Genomic DNA, 17523 nt, shown 5'->3' on the forward strand with positions numbered 1-17523 from the left:
GCATACTTCTTTTGTACTGACCAGTCAGTTCAAAAGAGGAGGGTGACTCGTGATCACCGCGGAGGGGTACGGGCTGCGCGGCCCGCGCGGGCGGGTGTTCGGGGATGTGTCGTTCAGCGCGCCCGCCGGCACGCTGGTCGCCGTGGAGGGCCCGTCGGGCACCGGCCGCACCTGCCTGATGCTGGCGCTCACCGGGCGCATGAAGGCCAATGAGGGTCGGGCGGAGGTCCATGGTCATCTCCTCCCCCGTCGCATGCCCGCTGTACGGCGGATCAGTGCTCTCGGTCCCGTCGACGGCGTCTCCGCCCTCGAACCGGCCCTGACCGTCGCCGAGCACCTGCGCGAGCGGGTGCTGCTGCAGCGCAGGTTCTTCTCCCGCGCCGACCGCGACCGCGCCGACGTGTCGGCGGCCCTCGCCGCCGCCGGGCTCGAACTCGACGCGCTGGTCAAGGGCGAGCGGACGGCCGTGCGCGATCTCGAACGGCTGGAGGCGCTGCGGCTGGGCGTCGCCCTCGCGCTGCTGGCGCACCCGCGGGTGCTCGGCGTCGACGACGTCGACCACAAGCTCGGCGACGCCGACCGCGAGGCGGCCTGGTCGATGCTGCGCTCGGTGGCCGACGCGGGCACCACCGTCCTCGGCGTCTGCACCCGCGCGCCCGCCGGCGCGCTGGTGGTCAGCACCGGGACCGCCGCGCCCGCAGCCGCAGCCGAAATGACATACGAGGCCGACGAGACCGCTGAGACGGCCGAAACCGACGAGACCGAAGAGGGGGCCGTCGATGCGTACACCGAAGCTCGCCGCGCTTGAGCTGAAGAAGTTCGGCCGGGGCAGGCTGCCGCGCGCCGCCATGGCCGCGCTCCTGCTGCTGCCGCTGCTCTACGGCGCCCTGTACCTGTGGTCCTTCTGGGATCCGTACGGGCGGCTCGACAAGATCCCCGTCGCGCTGGTCAACGCCGACCGCGGCGCGACCGCCGGCGGCAAGAAGATCGCGGCGGGCGACGAGCTCGCCGCCAAGCTGCACGACACGGCCACCTTCGACTGGCGGGAGACGGACTCCGCCGACGCCGCGAAGGGCCTGGAGAACGGCTCGTTCTACCTGACGCTCACCATCCCCGCGGACTTCAGCGAGCGGATCGCGTCCAGCTCGGGCAGCCACCCGGAGACCGGCGCCCTCCAGGTGCGCACCAACGACTCCAACAACTACATCGTCGGGCAGATCTCCCGCAGCGTGTTCTCCCAGGTCAGGGCGGCCACCTCGGCCGGTGCCTCGCGCGGTTTCTACGACCGGATCTTCGTGTCGTTCTCCGACCTGCACGACCAGACGCAGAAGGCGGCCCAGGGCGCCTCCGATCTGGCGGGCGGCGCGGGCACCGCCGAGCAGGGCTCGAAGGACCTCGGCTCCGGCATCCGCCGGGCCGAGCAGGGCGCGGGCAAGCTCGCCGCGGGCCTCAAGGACGCCAAGAAGGGCAGCGGCGAACTGGCCACCGGCCTCGACACGCTCGACTCCGGCGCCGGCCAGGTCGCCTCCGGCACCCAGCGGCTCGTGGACGCGGTGAACGGCGCCTCCGACAAGATCGCGTTCGTGAAGGCGCACACCCGTGAGATCGGCGAGGCCTCCCGGCTCGTCGCCGACGGCTCGCAGGCGATCAAGGACCACCTGGACACGATCGCCGTACTGGCGCCGGACGCCGCCAAGGCCTCCAGGACCGCCGCCGACCTCGTGCGGCAGCAGTACCTCAAGCAGTGCTCCGCCACCCCCGCCACCGGCGACTGCGTCGCCCTCAAGCGCGGCGCCGACAAGGCGGCCGAGGCCGCGGTCCTGGCCGAGCGCCTCAACGCGCAGGTCGGCACCCCCGCCTCGTTCGACCGGCTCGCCACCGACCTGGGCACGCTGCACGGCTACGCCCAGGAGCTGGCCGCCGCCGCACCGCACCTGTCCTCGGACATCGACGGCGCCGTCAAGAACCTCAACCGGCTCAACTCCGGGGCCCACCAGGTCGCCTCCGGCGCCCACACGGCGGCGGGCGGCGCGCACACCCTCGACCGGGGCATCGGCACCCTCTCCAGCGGCGCCGACACCCTCAGCGGGCGCATGTACCAGCTCGCCACCGGCAGCAACCGGCTCACCACCGGGCTGACGAAGCTCTCCACCGGCAGCGACCAGCTCGCCGACGGCCTGCACGAGGGCGTCGGCAAGATCCCGGACTACGACGCCCGGCAGCGCGACGCGCGCACCGCCGTGATGGCCGACCCCGTACAGCTCGCCTCGCAGTCGCTGCACCAGGCGTCCAACTACGGCGAGGGGCTCGCCCCGTACTTCATCCCGCTCTCCCTGTGGGTCGGCGCGATGGTCGGCTACATGATCTTCCAGCCGATGAACCGCCGGGCGCTCGCCGCCGGGGCCGCGTCCTGGCGGATAGCGCTGGCGGGCTGGCTGCCGGTGGCGGTGGTCGGGGTGGCCCAGGTGCTGGCGCTGATGTCGGTGCTGCACTGGGTGGTCGGGCTGCAGATGGCCCGCGCCGCCGGCACGATCGGCTTCCTGCTGCTGGCCGCGGCCTGCTTCGCCGCCATCATCCAGTTCCTCAGCGCCCGGTTCGGCCCGGCCGGACGCGTCCTCACCCTGGCGATGCTGATGCTGCAGCTGACGTCGGCGGGCGGCACGTACCCCGTGCAGACCAGCCCCGGCTTCTTCGGCTTCCTGCATCCGCTGCTGCCCATGAGCTACGTCGTCGAGGGGCTACGCCACCTGATCACCGGCGGCGGCCTGGGACCGGTCTGGCGGGCCTGCCTGGTGCTGCTGGCCTTCACCGCCGCCGCACTGGCGCTCACCACCCTGACCGCCCGCGGCAAGCAGGTGTGGACCGTGGACCGGCTGCATCCGGAGCTGACCCTGTGAGCCGGGGCCGCCCGGGACAGGGACAATCGACGCCATGACCACCGCACGACGTCAGGCCACGCGGCAGAAGCTGTACGAGGCCGCCGTCACACTCATCGCCGAGCAGGGCTTCTCCGCCACCACCGTGGAGGAGATCGCCGAGCGGGCCGGCGTCGCGAAGGGCACCGTCTACTACAACTTCGCCAGCAAGAACGAGCTGTTCGAGCAGTTGCTGCGGCACGGCGTCGGACTGCTCACCGTCTCGCTGCGGGTCGCCGCGGAGGAGGTGGCCGCGAGCGGCGGCAGCCGGGTCGACGCGCTGGACGCGCAGATCCGGGCCGGGCTGGCGTTCATCGCCCGCTACCCGTCCTTCACCCAGCTCTACGTCGCCGAGCTGTGGCGGACCAACCGCGCCTGGCAGGACACGCTGATGATGGTCCGCCAGGAGGCGGTCGCGGTCGTGGAGAAGGTGCTGCGCGAGGCGGTCGACAACGGGGAGCTGAGCGACGAGATCGACGTGCCGCTCACCGCGTCCGCGCTCTTCGGGATGGTGCTGGTCGCCGCCCTGGACTGGCAGGCGTTCCAGTCCCACCGCACCATCGACGACGTGCACTCCGCCCTGTCCCGGCTGCTGCAGGGCCGGGTCGGCGGGGACGCCCGGCGGACGTGAGTGGGCGCTGTTCCGGCACATCCCGATCCCCCTCGGACCGTGCCGGAACAGCGCCACCCGTTCACCCCCGTTACGTCCGGGCCGCCCCGGTTCCGCCGCCCCGTGTCGGCGGTACCGGCGCCGCGCCCGTCCGTGGTCCCCACTGTCTCCCGGACGGGGGCGCCGGCCCATCCGCGCTCCTACTCAAGTCTTCAACTAGGTACGGGTACTCACGACCGCGCGGTTCGCCCGCCCGCCCCGCCGGCGGTTCGCTACGATCCCCACCATGTCGGTACTTCCGCTCGTGTTCACCAGCGGCTGGGCGAGCGGGATCAACGCCTACGCCGTGGTGTTCCTGCTCGGCCTGATGGGCGCGACCGGGGTCACCGACGAGGTTCCCGCGTCCCTGGAGCGGCCCGACGTGCTGATCGTGGCCGGAGTGCTCTTCCTGTGCGAGGCCGTCGCCGACAAGATCCCGCTCGTCGACTCGGCGTGGGACGCGGTGCACACCGTCATCCGCCCGGTCGCCGGCGCGGTGGTCGCGGCGCTGCTCGCGGGGCAGGACGGCTCGCTGCCGCAGCTGGCCGCCGCCGCGGTGGGCGGCTCGACGGCGCTCGCCAGCCACCTCGTCAAGGCGGGCACGCGGATAGCGGTCAACACCTCGCCGGAGCCCGCCAGCAACATCGTCCTCAGCCTCGCCGAGGACCTCGGGGTCTCCGCGATCATCGTCTTCGCGCTGTTCCACCCGCTCGCCGCCGCGATCATCGCCGCCACGCTGCTGGTGCTCGGCATCATCACGGTCGTCTTCCTCTTCTCCCGGATCCGCCGCTTCCTGCGCCGCTGGAAGGCGCGGCGCGAGGCGAAGCGCCTGGCCGCACCCGCCGCGCCCGGCTGAGGCGACCTGCCGGCCGGCGCTGCCGGCGGCGCCCGATACAGTCCCTGGCATGGCACGGATCGCGGTAATCGGCGCGGGTATGGGGGCAATGGCGACGGCGGCCCGGCTGGCCGTCGGCGGCCACCGGGTGGCGGTCTACGAGCGCTCGGCGACCTACGGCGGAGCCGTCGGCAGGCTCGCCCGGGACGGCTTCACCTTCGACACCGGCCCCGGCCTGCTCCACCTGCCCGCCGTCTACCGCGACCTCTTCGTCAAGACCGGCAAGGAGCCGCTGGAGAGCCGCGTCGGTCTGGCGCAGGTCGATCCCGCGAGCCGCCACCTCTTCGCGGACGGCACGGACGTGTCGCTGCCGAACGCGACCCGCGCGGGCGTCATCGGCGCGCTGGACGGAGCGTTCGGCGCGGGCGCCGGCGAGCGCTGGAGCGAGGTGATGGGCCGGGCCCGCGAGGTCTGGGAGGCCACCCGCCGCCCGCTGCTGGAGGACGCCCTCACCGACGACACCGCCGCGCTCGGCCGCGACCCCTACCCCGCCGTGCGGCGCGGGCTCTTCCGCCGCGGCACCCCGTCGCTGGCCTCCGTCGCCGACCGCGAGCTGGCCGACCCGCGGGCGGCCGCCCTGCTGACGAGCTACGCCCTGGCGTACGGCTTCGACCCGCGCGCCGTCCCGGCGAGCGCCACGGTCCTGCCGTACATGGAGCAGACCTTCGGCGCCTGGTACGTGCGCGGCGGCCTGCGGGCCCTCGCCGACGCAGTGTACGAGCGGTGCGTGCAGCGCAGGGTCGAGTTCCACTTCGACAGCGCGGTCGCCGGGGTGCGGACCGGGCCGGACGGCCGGGCCTGCGGCCTCGACCTCGCCGACGGGCGGCGGATCGACGCGGACACGGTGGTCGCGGGAGCGCCGCTGCCGGCGCCGGGCGGACCGGGCCCCCGGGCGGACCTCGTCCCCGGCCGGTTCGTGGTCTGCCTGGCGCTGCGCGGCCCCCGCCCGGAGGGCACCGTGCACCGCACGGTGGTGCACGCCCCCGACGGCCGCGCGGAGTGGCGGTCGGTCTTCTCCGGCGGCGCTCCGTGCGACGTTCCGACCGTGACGGTGCTGCGCCCCGACGACCCGTCGACGGTCCCGGACGGGTCGTCCGAGGCGGTCACGCTCCAGGTCACGGTGGCGACGGCGGCCGGCGGGCCGGGGTGGGACGCGCGCGGCGTCGCGGCGGGCTTCGCCGAGCGGGTGGTGGAGGCGGCCGAGGCCGCCGTTCCCGGCCTGCGCGGGCGGGAGTTGTGGCGCGAGGTGCGCACTCCGGCCGACACCGAGCGGGAGACGGGCGCTCCGGGCGGCGCGGTGCCCGGTCCCGCCCTGGCGGGCGCGAACGGCCTGCACCTGCACCCCGCCAACCGCTCCGCGGTCCCCGGCCTGTGGTCCGTCGGCGGCTGGTCCCACCCCGGCGGCGGTCTGGCCCACGCGGGCATGTCGGGCGCGATCGTCGCCGACCTGATCGCGGGCGGACCCGGCGGCAGCCGGTAGCCCCGAGCAGCTCCGGCACGGCCCCGGTCCCGGCGCGGCCCCGGGCGGCTAGTAGCGGTAGGGGTCGTACGGGTCCGCGTACAGCGGCTGGTCGTACTGCGGTTGCTGGGGCTGCTGCGGGATGTACGCCTGCTGCTCCGCGGACTGCTGCTGCCCGTAGGGCTGCTGCTGCTCGGCGGACTGCTGCTGCGGGACCCACACCCCGCCGGGCGGCGTGTCGTAGCCGAACTCGTGGTCGTACTGCGGGGTGTACTGCTGCTGGCCCGGGTCCTGGTAGGGGGCCGCGTAGGCGGCGTCGTAGTCGTGCTGGCCGCCCCAGGCGTACGCGTCGGCCGCCGCGGGCTGCGGCTGCTGCTCACCGGTGCCGCCCCAGCCCTCGTACCCCTGGGCGCCGTAGCCCTCGTAGCCGCCGCTGGTGTACAGGTCCGGGGTGTACGTGGACTGGCCGTCGTAGATGCCGTACTCGCCGGTGTCGTCGAGCACCGGCATCGCCTGGTACACGGTGGCCAGTTCGGGCGCCTGTGCCACCTCCTCGACGGGGCTGACCTCCAGGACGGGCTCGCCCGCCCCGGCGCCCGCGCCGCGGACGGCCCTGCGGCGGCGGCTGGAGCCGGGGCTGCCGCCGAGCGCCCAGCCGGTGGAGAAGCCCTGCCGGTAGGAGATCGTCACGAACGTCTGGCCGGTGCCGAACGCCGCGGCGCCGAGCGCGATGACGATCGCGTTGCGCAGCGAGACACCGCCGACCACGCCGAGGAATCCCGCGAAGGCGAGCAGCCGCCAGCGCAGCCGCGCCTTGTACTGCAGCAGCACCTCACCGAGCAGCCACAGCGCGACCACGCCGAACGCGATGTAGAGCAGCGTGTAGCCCATGTCCGCACTTCCTCACCTCACGAGCGGTCACGACCTCTGGTGCAGACCGAGATTCTCGTAGATTTCCAGCGACGCCGTGGAATGGTTAAGCGTAATGAAGTGGAGTCCGGGGATGTCCTCGGCCATCAGGCGTTGGCACATCTCCGTCGCGAACTCGATGCCGATCGCCCGCACCGCCGCCGGATCGTCCTTCACCGCGAGGATACGGTCGGCCAGCGCCGGGGGGAAAGGCACGTTGCTGAGTTCGGGGAAACGGGTGATCTGCCGGACGTTCGTCACCGGCATGATCTCCGGGATGATCGGGGTGTCGCAGCCCGCGGCGGCGACCCGGTCGCGCAGCCGGAAGTAGTCGTCGGCGTCGTAGAACATCTGCGTGATGGCGAAGTCGGCCCCGGCGCGGCACTTGTCGATGAAGTTGCGGGTGTCGGAGGCCCAGTCGCTGGAGCGCGGGTGCATTCCGGTGAACGCCGCGACGCCGACGCAGAAGTCGCCGGACTCCTTGATCAGCCGGACCAGGTCGGCGGCGTACAGCAGTCCCTGGGGGTGCTGGACCCACTCGCCGAGCGGGTCGCCGGGCGGGTCGCCGCGGACCGCGAGGATGTTCCGGATCCCGGCGTCGGCGTACTGCCCGATGATGTTGCGCAGCTCGGCGATCGAGTGGTTGACCGCCGTCAGGTGCGCGACCGGGGTCAGCGTGGTGTCGGAGACGATCCGGTCGGTGGCGCGGACGGTGCCGTCGCGGGACGATCCGCCGGCGCCGTAGGTCACGGACACGAAGGTCGGCCCCACCGCTTCGATCCGGCGGATGGCGTTCCAGAGGGTCCGCTCGCCCTTCTCGGTCTTCGGTGCGGCGAATTCGAAGGAATACGACCGCTCGCCGGACGCGAGGAGCTCACGAATGGTGACCGCGCGATCGGTCCGGGTAGAAGGTGTCCCAAGGGCCATAACGGAAGGGTAACCGCGCCCCGAGACCACCCGTAACCAGGACGGCCGATTTATCCACGTGCGCCCCACCCCCGTCCATCCCTTGGACACGCATCGGTGACATTCGGGGCGCGGAGTGGACCGCCGGCGGCCGGTGAAGCGGAACGCTCAGCCGTCGGACGGGGTGTCGTACGAGGTCACGGCCTTCGCCAGGGCCGCCGCCGCGGCGCCGGGATCGTCGGCCTCGGTGATCGCGCGGACGACGACGATCCGCCGGGCCCCCGCCTCCAGCACCTGCTCGACGTTGCCCAGGTCGATCCCGCCGATCGCGAACCAGGGCCGGGCGGTCCCCAGCGAGGCCGCGTACCGCACCAGCTCCAGGCCCGGCGCGTGCCGGCCGGGCTTGGTCGGGGTGGGCCAGACCGGCCCGGTGCAGAAGTAGTCGGCGCCGGGCTCCACCGCGGCCGCGGCCACCTCGGACTCCGCGTGGCAGGACCGTCCGAGGACCACGTCGCCGCCGAGGACGGCGCGGGCGGCGGGCACCGGCAGGTCGCCCTGCCCCAGGTGCAGCACGTCGGCACCCGACGCGTGCGCCACGTCCGCCCGGTCGTTCACCGCGAGCAGCTTGCCGTACCGGCGGCACGCGTCGGCCAGCACCGCGAGCGCGTCCAGCTCGTCGCGCGCCTCGATCCCCTTGGCGCGCAGCTGGATGACGTCGACGTCCGAGGCGAGCACCGCGTCCGCGAACTCGGCCAGGTCGCCCCGGCCGGTCCTGGCGTCGGTGCACAGGTACAGCCGGGCGGCGGCGAACCGCTCGCGGACGGTGGACTGCTCGGGCATGGTGCCGCTCCCCCTCGGTGCTGCGGGTCCTGCTGCCGTGACTGCTGCTGCTACTGCTACTGCTACTGCTGCCGCTGCGGGCTAGAAGCCGAGCGCCTGGGCGCGGCGCTTCACTTCCGTCCCGCGGTTCTCCTTGAGCGCCTGCGTGGGCGTGCCGGGCAGCGTCGGGTCCTCGGTGAACAGCCACTCCAGCGCCTCTTCGTCGCTGAAGCCGTTGTCCTTGAGGACCGTCAGCAGGCCGGGCAGCCCCTTGACGATGCTTCCCTCGCCGATGAAGTCGGCGGGGACCATCAGGACGCGGTTCTCACCGCGGCGGATGGCGAGGAACAGCTTCTCCTTGATCATCGGGCGGACCCGGGTGATGGGCACACCCAGTCGCTCGGCGACCTCGGGGAGGTTCAGCCAGGAAGGTACGAGGGCATCAATCGTTGCGTCGATCTCGGTCACGGGACAAGCGTGCCATCCCCGGCGGGCACCCGCGTACCGGTTGGCGGCCGGGGAGCCTGACGGTTTGCCCACATCCGCCCGGCGAGCCCGGTTTCGCCGTCAGGCGCCGGCCGCGGTCTTGAGCGGAACGGCCGGGTCGCCGACGAGCGCGGCGTCCAGGTGCGCGCCGCGTTCGATGAGCTTGCGGCCCTGGGCCAGGTCGCGCGGGCGGCCGACGGCGAGCAGCGCCGCGAGCACGCCGTCGCGCAGCCAGCAGACCGACCAGGCGGGCCCCGCCGGGTCGCCGCGCAGCAGCATGGTGTCGGTGGCCGAGTGGTGCCCCGCGTACTGCACGAAACGGCCGAACTGCTCGGACCAGAAGTACGGCACCGGGTCGTACACCTCGTCGCCGCCCAGCACGTTCGCGGCGGCGGCCCGCGGCCCCTGGACCGCGTTGTCCCAGTGGTGGACGAGGAGCCGCTCGCCGAAGCGCGCGGACGGGAAGGACGCGCAGTCCCCGACCGCGAAGACGTCGGGCACCGAGGTCCGCAGCCGGTCGTCCGCCTGCACCGAGCGGTCGGGGCCCAGCTCCACGCCGGAGCCGGCCAGCCAGCCGGTGGCCGGCCGGGCGCCGATGCCGACGACGACGGCCCCGGCCCGCAGCCGCGTCCCGTCGGCGAGCAGCACCGCGCCGGGTTCGACGGCCGCGACGGCGGTCCCGGTGAGCAGTTCGGCGCCCGCGTCGGCGTACCAGTCGCGCATGTGGTCGGTGACCGAGCCGGGCAGGACGCCGGCCAGCGGCCGGTCGGCCGCCTCGACGACGGTCACCGCGCAGCCCGCCTGGCGGGCCGCCGTGGCGAACTCCGCGCCGATCCAGCCCGCTCCCACCACGACGACGTCGCGCTTCTCCTCGAGCACCGGCCGCAGCTCGGCGGCGTCGTCCAGGGTGCGCAGCATGTAGACGCCCGGGATGCCCTCGCTGCCGGGCAGCGCCACCGGGTGGGCGCCGGTGGCGAGCACCAGCCGGTCGTAGCGGACCACGCCCTCGTCGGTGACGAGCTGCCGGTCGGCGGGGCGCAGCGCGCTCGCGTGCCGGCCGAGCAGCAGCTCGACGTCGAGGCCGTTGAAGTCCACGTCGAAGGGCGAGCCCTCGGCCGTGCCGAGGAGGACGGACTTGGACAGCGGCGGGCGGTCGTACGGTGCGTGCGGTTCGGCGCCCAGCAGCGTGATGTCGCCGCGCCACCCCTGCTCCCGCAACGACACAGCGGTCTGCACTCCGGCCATCCCGGCCCCGACGATCACTGCGCGCTCGGCGCTTGGCTGGCTCACACGATCACCGTAACGCGCCGGGGATTACCGGTAGGGCGCCCGTGCGAAATCGATCCCCCTGTCTCCGGCCCCCCTCGAGCCGGGCTCCCTTACCCGGGGTCCGGCGCGCGTACTAGGGTGGCGGGACCAACGCACTCGCGGGAGCCCGGACGCACCGGGCTGAGAGGGCGGCTGACCGGCCGCCGACCGTACGAACCTGATCCGGGTCATGCCGGCGAAGGGAGGAGCGGGACACCCATGCATCCCTCGCGCCACCGCTACGACGTTCTGGTCGTGGGCGGCGGAATCATCGGACTCGTCACGGCCTGGCGCGCCGCGCAGCGCGGGCTGAGCACCGCGCTCGCCGACCCGGCGCCGGGCGGCGGAGCCGCGCACGTCGCGGCCGGCATGCTGGCCGCCGTCACGGAGCTGCAGTACGGCGAGCAGACGCTGCTCGAACTGAACCTCGCGTCGGCGCGCCGCTACCCGTCCTTCGCCGCCGAGCTGGAGGACGCCACGGGCCTGGACCTCGGCTACCGGCCGTGCGGCACGCTCGCCGTCGCCCTGGACGCCGACGACCGCGCCGACCTGCGCGAACTGCACGCCTTCCAGACCTCGCTCGGGCTGCGCTCCGAGTGGCTGTCCGGCCGCGACTGCCGCCGGCTGGAACCGATGCTGGCGCCCGGTGTGCGCGGCGGCCTGCGCGTGGACGGCGACCACCAGGTCGACCCGCGCCGGCTGGCCGCCGCGCTGCTGCGCGCGGCCGAACTCGCCGGCGTGGTCCTGCACCGCGGCTCCGCGGCCCGGATCGAGACCGTCCGGGACCGCGCCACCGGCGCGGTGCTCGACGACGGCACGGTGCTCGCCGCCGAGCAGACCGTGCTCGCGGCGGGCAGCCGCAGCGGCTGCATGCCGGGCGTCCCCGAGCACGCCCTGCCGCCGGTCAGACCGGTCAAGGGGCAGACGCTGCGGCTGCGCGTCCCGCCCGGCCTCGCCCCGTTCCTGTCCCGCACGGTGCGGGCCGTGGTGCGCGGCGGCCACGTCTACCTCGTGCCGCGCGAGAACGGCGAGCTGGTCGTGGGCGCGACCAGCGAGGAGCTCGGCTGGGACACCACCGTCACCGCCGGCGGCGTCTACGAGCTGCTGCGCGACGCGCACGAGCTGGTGCCGGGGCTCACCGAGCTGCCGCTCGTCGAGACCCTGGCGGGGCTGCGCCCCGGCTCCCCCGACAACGCCCCGCTGCTTGGCCGCAGCGCGCTGCCCGGTCTGCTGCTGGCCACCGGCCACCACCGCAACGGCGTCCTGCTGACCCCGGTGACCGGCGACGTCATGGCCGAGCTGCTCACGACGGGCTCGGTGCCCGAGTCGGCCCGGCCCTTCTCCCCCACACGTTTCGCGCTTCAGGAGCAGCCCGCATGACCCTCTCCACCGTCTCCGTCAACGGTGAGGCCCGGGAGATCGCCGAGGGCCTGACCCTCGACCGCCTCGTCGCCTCCCTGACGTCCGCCCCCGCGGGCGTCGCCGCCGCCCTCAACGAGGCCGTCGTCCCCCGCAGCCGCTGGACCACCACCGCCCTCGCCGACGGCGACCGCGTCGAGGTCCTCACCGCCGTCCAGGGAGGCTGATCCCGTGCCGTATCCCGTACCCGCGGCGGCCACCGGCCACGACACCCTGCGGATCGCCGGGGTCCCCTTCACCTCCCGGCTGATCATGGGCACCGGCGGCGCGCCCAGCCTGGACGTCCTCGAACAGGCGCTGCTCGCCTCCGGCACGGAGCTCACCACGGTCGCGATGCGCCGCCTCGACCCGGCGACGAAGGGCTCCGTGCTCTCGGTGCTCGCCAAGCACGGCATCCGGGTGCTGCCGAACACGGCCGGCTGCTTCACCGCGGGCGAGGCCGTGCTCACCGCGCGGCTGGCCCGCGAGGCGCTGGGCACCGACTGGGTCAAGCTGGAGGTCATCGCCGACGAGCGCACCCTGCTGCCGGACACCGCCGAGCTGCTGGACGCCGCCGAGACGCTGGTCGACGACGGGTTCACCGTCCTGCCCTACACCAACGACGACCCGGTGACCGCCCGCAGGCTGGAGGACGTCGGCTGTGCGGCGATCATGCCGCTGGGGTCGCCGATCGGCTCGGGGCTCGGGATCCGCAACCCGCACAACTTCCAGCTCATCACCGAGCGGGCGGGCGTCCCGGTCATCCTCGACGCCGGGGCGGGCACCGCGTCCGACGCGGCGTTCGCCATGGAGCTGGGGTGCGCCGCCGTCATGCTGGCGTCGGCCGTCACCCGCGCCCAGCAGCCGGCGCTGATGGCGGAGGCCATGCGGGACGCGGTGCGGGCGGGGCGGCTGGCCTTCCGGGCCGGACGCATCCCCCGGCGGCACTACGCGGCCGCGTCGTCGCCCGTCGAGGGCGTGGCGGCGTTCGACCCCGAGCGGCCCGCCTTCAGCGGGGCCTGACGAAGCGGAACGCTGCCACCCGGGTCACGGTTGCGTCCCGGATCAGCACGGGCGGGACACAGTACGGCCGCGTTCGGTGGGACGGGTCGGCGACGGCTCGTAGACTTCCGTGTCGTGGATACGACCCTGCAGGACCCTCTCGTCGGGCAGACGCTCGACGGCCGCTACCGGGTCGAGGCGCGCATCGCCGTCGGCGGGATGGCCACGGTCTACCGGGCTGTGGACACCCGCCTGGACCGCGTGCTCGCGCTGAAGGTGATGCACCCCGGGCTGGCGGCCGACACCGGCTTCGTCGACCGCTTCATCTTCGAGGCCAAGGCCGTGGCCCGCCTCGCGCACCCGAACGTGGTCGGCGTGTACGACCAGGGCACCGACGGCACGTTCGTCTACCTGGCCATGGAGTACATCGCCGGCTGCACGCTGCGCGACGTGCTGCGCGAGCGCGGGGCGCTGCCACCGCGGGCCGCGCTGGACATCCTGGAGCCGGTGCTCGCCGCGCTCGGCGCCGCGCACCGGGCCGGGCTGATCCACCGGGACGTGAAGCCGGAGAACGTCCTGATCGGGGACGACGGCCGGGTCAAGGTCGTGGACTTCGGCCTGGTCCGGGCGGTCGACACCACCACCAGCGTGACGACCGGCTCGGTGCTGGGCACCGTCTCGTACCTGGCGCCCGAGCAGATCGAGCACGGCACGATAGACCAGCGGACGGACGTGTACGCCTGCGGCGTGCTGCTGTACGAGATGCTGACCGGCGGGAAGCCGCACGTCGGCGGCACGCCGATGCAGGTCATCTTCCACGTACTGAACGAGGACATCGCCGCGCCGTCGCAGGCCGTCCCCGGGCTGGCACCCGCGCTGGACGCCCTGGTCGCGCGGGCCTCCGCCCGGGACCCGCGGCTGCGGCCCGAGGACGCCGTGGAGCTGCTGGCGCAGCTGCACGCCACCCGTCAGACGCTGAGCGAGGAGCAGCTGGACCTGGTGCCGCCCCGGGCGGTCCGGGAGGTCGCGGAGCCGCAGGACGCCGTCCCGGCGGGCGCCCACGGCGCGCCCGGCGGCGACGAGGAGCTGACGAGCGTCATCTCCCGGCCGGTCCTGCCGGCCGAGGAGGAACTGAACCGGACCAGCGTGCTCCAGCTCCCGCCGCCGCTGCCGCCCGCCCCGGCGGGTCCGCCGGGACCGGACAGCCCGATGGGGCACCGCCCTCCCCGCCGCGGCCCGCGCCGCGGTGTGCTGGCGCTGGTCGCGGCGGTGCTGCTGATCCTCGGGCTCGGGGCCGGCGTCTGGTACATCAGCGACGGCCAGTTCACCAAGGTGCCGGCCGTCCTGGCGCTGTCCCAGGCGGACGCGCAGCAGAAGCTCGACGCCGCCGGCCTGCACACGAAGGTCACCACCAACTTCAGCCTCACCGTCCCCCGCGGCAAGGTCATCTCCACCGACCCCGGCCCCGGCCAGCGCGTCCGCGACAACGCGGAGGTGACGCTGACCGTCTCCAAGGGGCCGCAGGAGATCCGCGTGCCCGACGTGACCGGCAAGACGCTGGCGGTGGCGCAGGAGCAGATCAAGGGCGCCGCGCTGACGCCGGGCGCGGTGACGCAGGAGTTCACGGAGGACGTGCCCAAGGGCGCCGTGATCTCCACGGACCCGCCGGCCGGCACCAAGCGTTCGCCGGACGCCGTCGTGTCGATCGTCGTCAGCAAGGGCGCCGCGGCGGAGGTCCCGGACGTGGTCGGGGACTCGGTCGCCGACGCGCAGCAGGCGCTGCAGGACGCCGGGTTCATCGTCGCGCTCGCCCCGGAGAAGGTCTTCTCCGACGTGGCCGAGAAGGACACGGTCGCCCTCCAGACACCGGAGAAGGGCACCCAGGCGGGGCAGGGCGACACCGTCACCCTCACCATCTCCAAGGGGCTGCAGCTCTTCGACGTGCCCGACGTGAAGGGCAAGAGCTCGGGCGACGCGCGGACGATCCTCAAGGCGGCGGGCTTCGAGATCCGGGTGCTGCACGCCTTCTTCGGCGACACCGTGTTCAGCCAGTCCCCGGACGGGGGCAAGCAGGCGGCCAAGGGCTCGACGATCACCGTGTGGGTCCGGTGAACCGCAACCCCGTCGGCGGCCACGTCCATGTGGCCGGCGGGCTCGCGACCGTCGGGCTGGCCAACGCCGAGCGGCTGACGGCCGAGGCCGTCCAGGTCTTCGTGGCCAACCCGCGCGGCTGGGCCACGCCGCCCGGCGACCCGCGGCAGGACGAGCTGTTCCGCACCGGCCGGGCCGCGGCGGAGGTGCCCGCGTACGTGCACGCGCCCTACCTGATCAACTTCGGCTCGGAGAGCGCCGCCACGGTCGAGAAGTCGGTGCAGTCGCTGCGCCACTCCCTGCGCCGGGGCCGGGAGATCGGCGCGCTGGGCGTCGTGGTGCACACCGGCTCCGCGACGGGCGGACGCCCCCGCTCCGCCGCGCTCGCACAGGTGCGGGAGCACCTGCTGCCGCTGCTCGACGAGCTGACGCACGACGACGACCCGTGGCTGCTGCTGGAGCCGACGGCGGGCCAGGGCGCCTCGCTCTGCTCGCTGGTCGAGGACCTGGGCCCGTACGCCGACGCCCTGGACCGGCACCCGAGGCTGGGGGTCTGCCTGGACACCTGCCACGCCTTCGCCGCCGGGCACGACATGGCGGCGCCCGGCGGGATGAAACTGCTGCTCGACGCGTTGGTGGACACCGTCGGCGAGGGCCGGCTGCGGCTGATCCACGCCAACGACTCCAAGGACGTCAGCGGCGCCCACAAGGACAGGCACGAGAACATCGGCGCAGGTCACATCGGCTCCGAGCCGTTCCGCGAGCTGTTTCACCACCCGGCCACCGCCGGGGTTCCGCTGATCATCGAGACGCCGGGCGGCCCGGAGGGCCATGCCGCGGACGTGGCCCTGCTCAAGTCCCTGCGGGACGGGCCGCGGGAGGTCTAGCCGGCCGGTCAGCCGGTCAGAGTTCGGGGCCGTCCCCGGGCTCCTCCTGGTAGGAGTAGCGCTGCTCCGACCACGGGTTGCCGACGTTGTGGTAGCCGCGCTCCTCCCAGAAGCCGCGGCGGTCGGCGGTCATGTACTCCACGCCCCTGACCCATTTGGGTCCTTTCCAGGCGTAGAGGTGCGGCACCACCAGACGGGCCGGGAATCCGTGCTCCGCGGTCAGCGGTTCGCCGCCCTTGTGGGTCGCGAATATCGACTTGTCGTCGGAGAAGTCCTCGATCCTGAGGTTCGAGGAGAAGCCGTACTCGGCCCACACCATCACGTGCGTGACGCCCGGCGCCGGGGGCGCGAGCCGCAGCACCGTCGCGGCGGAGACGCCGCCCCACTCCATGCCGACCATGCTGAACTTCGTCACGCAGTGGAAGTCCGCCGTCACCACGGAGTACGGCAGCGCCGAGAACTCCTCGTGGTTCCAGCAGTGCTTGTCCCCGTCGGCCGTGGCCCCGAAGACCCGGAACTCCCACCGGTCCGGCTTGAAGCGCGGAACGGGACCGTAGTGGGTGACCGGCCAGCCCCGCTGGAGCCGCTGCCCGGGGGGAAGCTCACCCGCGCGGCTTTCGGACTGACCCATGGCTCCATGGTGACAGACCGGACGCAGTGCTCCTGACAGGGCTGCGCGCGATTCGGGGCCGCCGCACCCCGTGGGAGGCACCCGTTGCGCCACCCGATGTAAGCGTGCACTTACTGGATCAACCCGGGATGCGGTGCGAGGATGCCGCCATCTTGTCGATTCACTTGGGAAGGACGGCGTTGCCATGCAGGGCGACCCCGAGGTCATCGAGTTCCTCAACGAACAGCTGACCGCAGAGCTGACCGCGATCAACCAGTACTTCCTGCACGCGAAGATGCAGGAGAACTTCGGCTGGACGAAGCTCGCGAAGTACACCCGTTCGGAATCGATCGACGAGATGAAGCACGCGGAGGTGCTGACCGACCGCATCCTCTTCCTCGACGGCCTGCCGAACTACCAGCGGCTGTTCCACGTGCGGGTGGGCCAGACGGTCACCGAGATGTTCCAGGCGGACCGCCAGGTCGAGGCCGAGGCCATCGACCGGCTCAAGCGCGGCATCGAGGTCATGCGGGCCAAGGGCGACATCACCTCGGCGAACATCTTCGAGTCGATCCTCGCCGACGAGGAGCACCACATCGACTACCTCGACACGCAGCTGGAGCTGGTCGAGAAGCTCGGCGAACCGCTCTACATCGCGCAGCTCATCGAGCAGCCGGAGAGCTGAGCCCGCTGCGGCTCGGGTCGCTACGGCTCAGGCCGCTTCGGCCATCGGCTCGTCGGTGGCGGCCAGCCGCGCCGCGGCGGGCTGGGCCGCGGGGGCGGCCGTCCGGCCCAGGAGTGCCTGGATGCGCTTGACGCAGGAGCCGCAGTCGGTGCCGGCCTTGCAGGCCGAGGCGAGCTTGCGGGGGCTGCACGCACCGGAGTCCGCGTGCTGCCTGACCTGCTGCTCGGTGATGCCGAAGCAAGAGCACACGTACACGCGGTTCACCCCTCTCGGGCGCCCTGGGCTGAGGTTACCCTTACCTTACCCGGCGCTTCCGTAGGTGAAAAGCCGCAAGGGGCGCGGATCTGTGTGATCCGCGCCCCTTGTGCTGTCTACCGGCTCTCCGCCGCGATCACTGGCCCCGGTACATCTCCGCGACGAGGAAGGCCAGGTCGAGGGATTGGCTGCGGTTCAGCCGCGGGTCGCAGGCCGTCTCGTAGCGCTGGTGGAGGTCGTCGACGAAGA

General features: G+C 73.4%; 19 protein-coding genes and 1 riboswitch. Of the genes, 11 read left to right on the forward strand and 8 right to left on the reverse strand.

Going from position 1 to position 17523, the window contains the following annotated elements; translation table 11 throughout:
- Positions 1 to 49 precede the first annotated feature (49 nt).
- From ABZ721_RS36050 to ABZ721_RS36070, 5 genes are all read left to right on the forward strand, one after another.
- Positions 50 to 808: an ATP-binding cassette domain-containing protein gene (locus ABZ721_RS36050; protein WP_358793011.1), complete on the forward strand. Its 759-nt coding sequence runs from the start codon at positions 50 to 52 to the stop codon at positions 806 to 808.
- Positions 780 to 2897: a YhgE/Pip domain-containing protein gene (locus ABZ721_RS36055; protein WP_358793012.1), complete on the forward strand. Its 2118-nt coding sequence runs from the start codon at positions 780 to 782 to the stop codon at positions 2895 to 2897. The genes ABZ721_RS36050 and ABZ721_RS36055 overlap by 29 nt, the downstream gene beginning before the upstream one ends.
- Positions 2898 to 2922: 25 nt before the next feature.
- Complete coding sequence (locus tag ABZ721_RS36060) at positions 2923 to 3546, forward strand: TetR family transcriptional regulator (RefSeq protein WP_358793030.1); 624 nt, start codon at positions 2923 to 2925, stop codon at positions 3544 to 3546.
- 265 nt (positions 3547 to 3811) lie between these two features.
- Positions 3812 to 4420, forward strand: coding sequence for a DUF4126 domain-containing protein (locus ABZ721_RS36065; RefSeq protein WP_358793013.1), 609 nt, complete (start codon positions 3812 to 3814; stop codon positions 4418 to 4420).
- A 49-nt stretch (positions 4421 to 4469) separates the two neighbouring features.
- Positions 4470 to 5939 carry an NAD(P)/FAD-dependent oxidoreductase gene (locus ABZ721_RS36070; RefSeq protein ID WP_358793014.1) on the forward strand — a complete coding sequence of 490 codons (1470 nt, stop codon included), beginning with the start codon at positions 4470 to 4472 and terminating at the stop codon, positions 5937 to 5939.
- A 48-nt stretch (positions 5940 to 5987) separates the two neighbouring features.
- On the opposite strand, the gene ABZ721_RS36075 is transcribed toward ABZ721_RS36070, so the two are convergent.
- The 5 genes from ABZ721_RS36075 to ABZ721_RS36095 form a co-directional block, all read right to left on the reverse strand.
- Entirely contained in the window at positions 5988 to 6809 is an 822-nt protein-coding gene (locus tag ABZ721_RS36075) for a hypothetical protein (RefSeq protein WP_358793015.1), read from the reverse strand.
- A gap of 27 nt (positions 6810 to 6836) precedes the next feature.
- Positions 6837 to 7754 (reverse strand): methylenetetrahydrofolate reductase [NAD(P)H], encoded by a 918-nt coding sequence (gene metF, locus ABZ721_RS36080; protein WP_358793016.1) that lies wholly within the window; start codon positions 7752 to 7754, stop codon positions 6837 to 6839.
- 147 nt (positions 7755 to 7901) lie between these two features.
- A complete protein-coding gene (gene thiE, locus ABZ721_RS36085; RefSeq protein WP_358793017.1) occupies positions 7902 to 8573 on the reverse strand; it encodes a thiamine phosphate synthase in 672 nt (223 codons plus the stop codon).
- Between the two features lie 81 nt (positions 8574 to 8654).
- The gene (locus tag ABZ721_RS36090; protein ID WP_358793018.1) at positions 8655 to 9020 is read right to left on the reverse strand and encodes an Rv2175c family DNA-binding protein; all 366 of its coding nucleotides are present in this window, start codon (positions 9018 to 9020) and stop codon (positions 8655 to 8657) included.
- A gap of 99 nt (positions 9021 to 9119) precedes the next feature.
- The gene (locus ABZ721_RS36095; protein ID WP_358793019.1) at positions 9120 to 10328 is read right to left on the reverse strand and encodes an FAD-dependent oxidoreductase; all 1209 of its coding nucleotides are present in this window, start codon (positions 10326 to 10328) and stop codon (positions 9120 to 9122) included.
- Between the two features lie 127 nt (positions 10329 to 10455).
- Positions 10456 to 10569, forward strand: a riboswitch (TPP riboswitch).
- Between ABZ721_RS36095 and thiO the strand changes: the two genes are divergently transcribed.
- The 5 genes from thiO to ABZ721_RS36120 all read left to right on the forward strand — a co-directional run bounded on the left by thiO (position 10566) and on the right by ABZ721_RS36120 (position 15724).
- On the forward strand, positions 10566 to 11726 hold the full coding sequence (gene thiO / locus ABZ721_RS36100; protein WP_358793020.1) for a glycine oxidase ThiO: 1161 nt from the start codon (positions 10566 to 10568) through the stop codon (positions 11724 to 11726). Its footprint overlaps the riboswitch before it by 4 nt.
- Positions 11723 to 11932 carry a sulfur carrier protein ThiS gene (thiS, locus tag ABZ721_RS36105; protein WP_358793021.1) on the forward strand — a complete coding sequence of 70 codons (210 nt, stop codon included), beginning with the start codon at positions 11723 to 11725 and terminating at the stop codon, positions 11930 to 11932. The genes thiO and thiS overlap by 4 nt, the downstream gene beginning before the upstream one ends.
- Before the next feature lie 46 nt (positions 11933 to 11978).
- Positions 11979 to 12767 carry a thiazole synthase gene (locus ABZ721_RS36110; protein ID WP_358793031.1) on the forward strand — a complete coding sequence of 263 codons (789 nt, stop codon included), beginning with the start codon at positions 11979 to 11981 and terminating at the stop codon, positions 12765 to 12767.
- Positions 12768 to 12881: 114 nt separating this feature from the next.
- On the forward strand, positions 12882 to 14858 hold the full coding sequence (gene pknB / locus ABZ721_RS36115) for a Stk1 family PASTA domain-containing Ser/Thr kinase (protein WP_358793022.1): 1977 nt from the start codon (positions 12882 to 12884) through the stop codon (positions 14856 to 14858).
- On the forward strand, positions 14846 to 15724 hold the full coding sequence (locus ABZ721_RS36120; protein WP_358793023.1) for a deoxyribonuclease IV: 879 nt from the start codon (positions 14846 to 14848) through the stop codon (positions 15722 to 15724). Before pknB ends, ABZ721_RS36120 begins: the two co-directional genes overlap by 13 nt.
- Positions 15725 to 15740: 16 nt before the next feature.
- Here the strand turns inward: ABZ721_RS36120 and ABZ721_RS36125 are convergent, their stop codons facing one another.
- On the reverse strand, positions 15741 to 16355 hold the full coding sequence (locus ABZ721_RS36125; protein WP_358793024.1) for a sulfite oxidase-like oxidoreductase: 615 nt from the start codon (positions 16353 to 16355) through the stop codon (positions 15741 to 15743).
- 184 nt (positions 16356 to 16539) lie between these two features.
- Here ABZ721_RS36125 and bfr point away from each other — a divergent pair, with 184 nt between their 5' ends.
- Complete coding sequence (bfr, locus tag ABZ721_RS36130; RefSeq protein ID WP_358793025.1) at positions 16540 to 17019, forward strand: bacterioferritin; 480 nt, start codon at positions 16540 to 16542, stop codon at positions 17017 to 17019.
- A 27-nt stretch (positions 17020 to 17046) separates the two neighbouring features.
- Here the strand turns inward: bfr and ABZ721_RS36135 are convergent, their stop codons facing one another.
- Together ABZ721_RS36135 and ABZ721_RS36140 are read right to left on the reverse strand one after the other, a co-directional pair.
- Positions 17047 to 17283 (reverse strand): (2Fe-2S)-binding protein, encoded by a 237-nt coding sequence (locus ABZ721_RS36135; protein ID WP_358793026.1) that lies wholly within the window; start codon positions 17281 to 17283, stop codon positions 17047 to 17049.
- A 127-nt stretch (positions 17284 to 17410) separates the two neighbouring features.
- On the reverse strand, positions 17411 to 17523 hold a 113-nt coding region (locus tag ABZ721_RS36140; protein WP_358793032.1), incomplete at its 5' end, for a 3-deoxy-7-phosphoheptulonate synthase.

The sequence above is a fragment of the Streptomyces sp. NPDC006733 genome, from assembly GCF_040636125.1.
Lineage (GTDB): Bacteria > Actinomycetota > Actinomycetes > Streptomycetales > Streptomycetaceae > Actinacidiphila.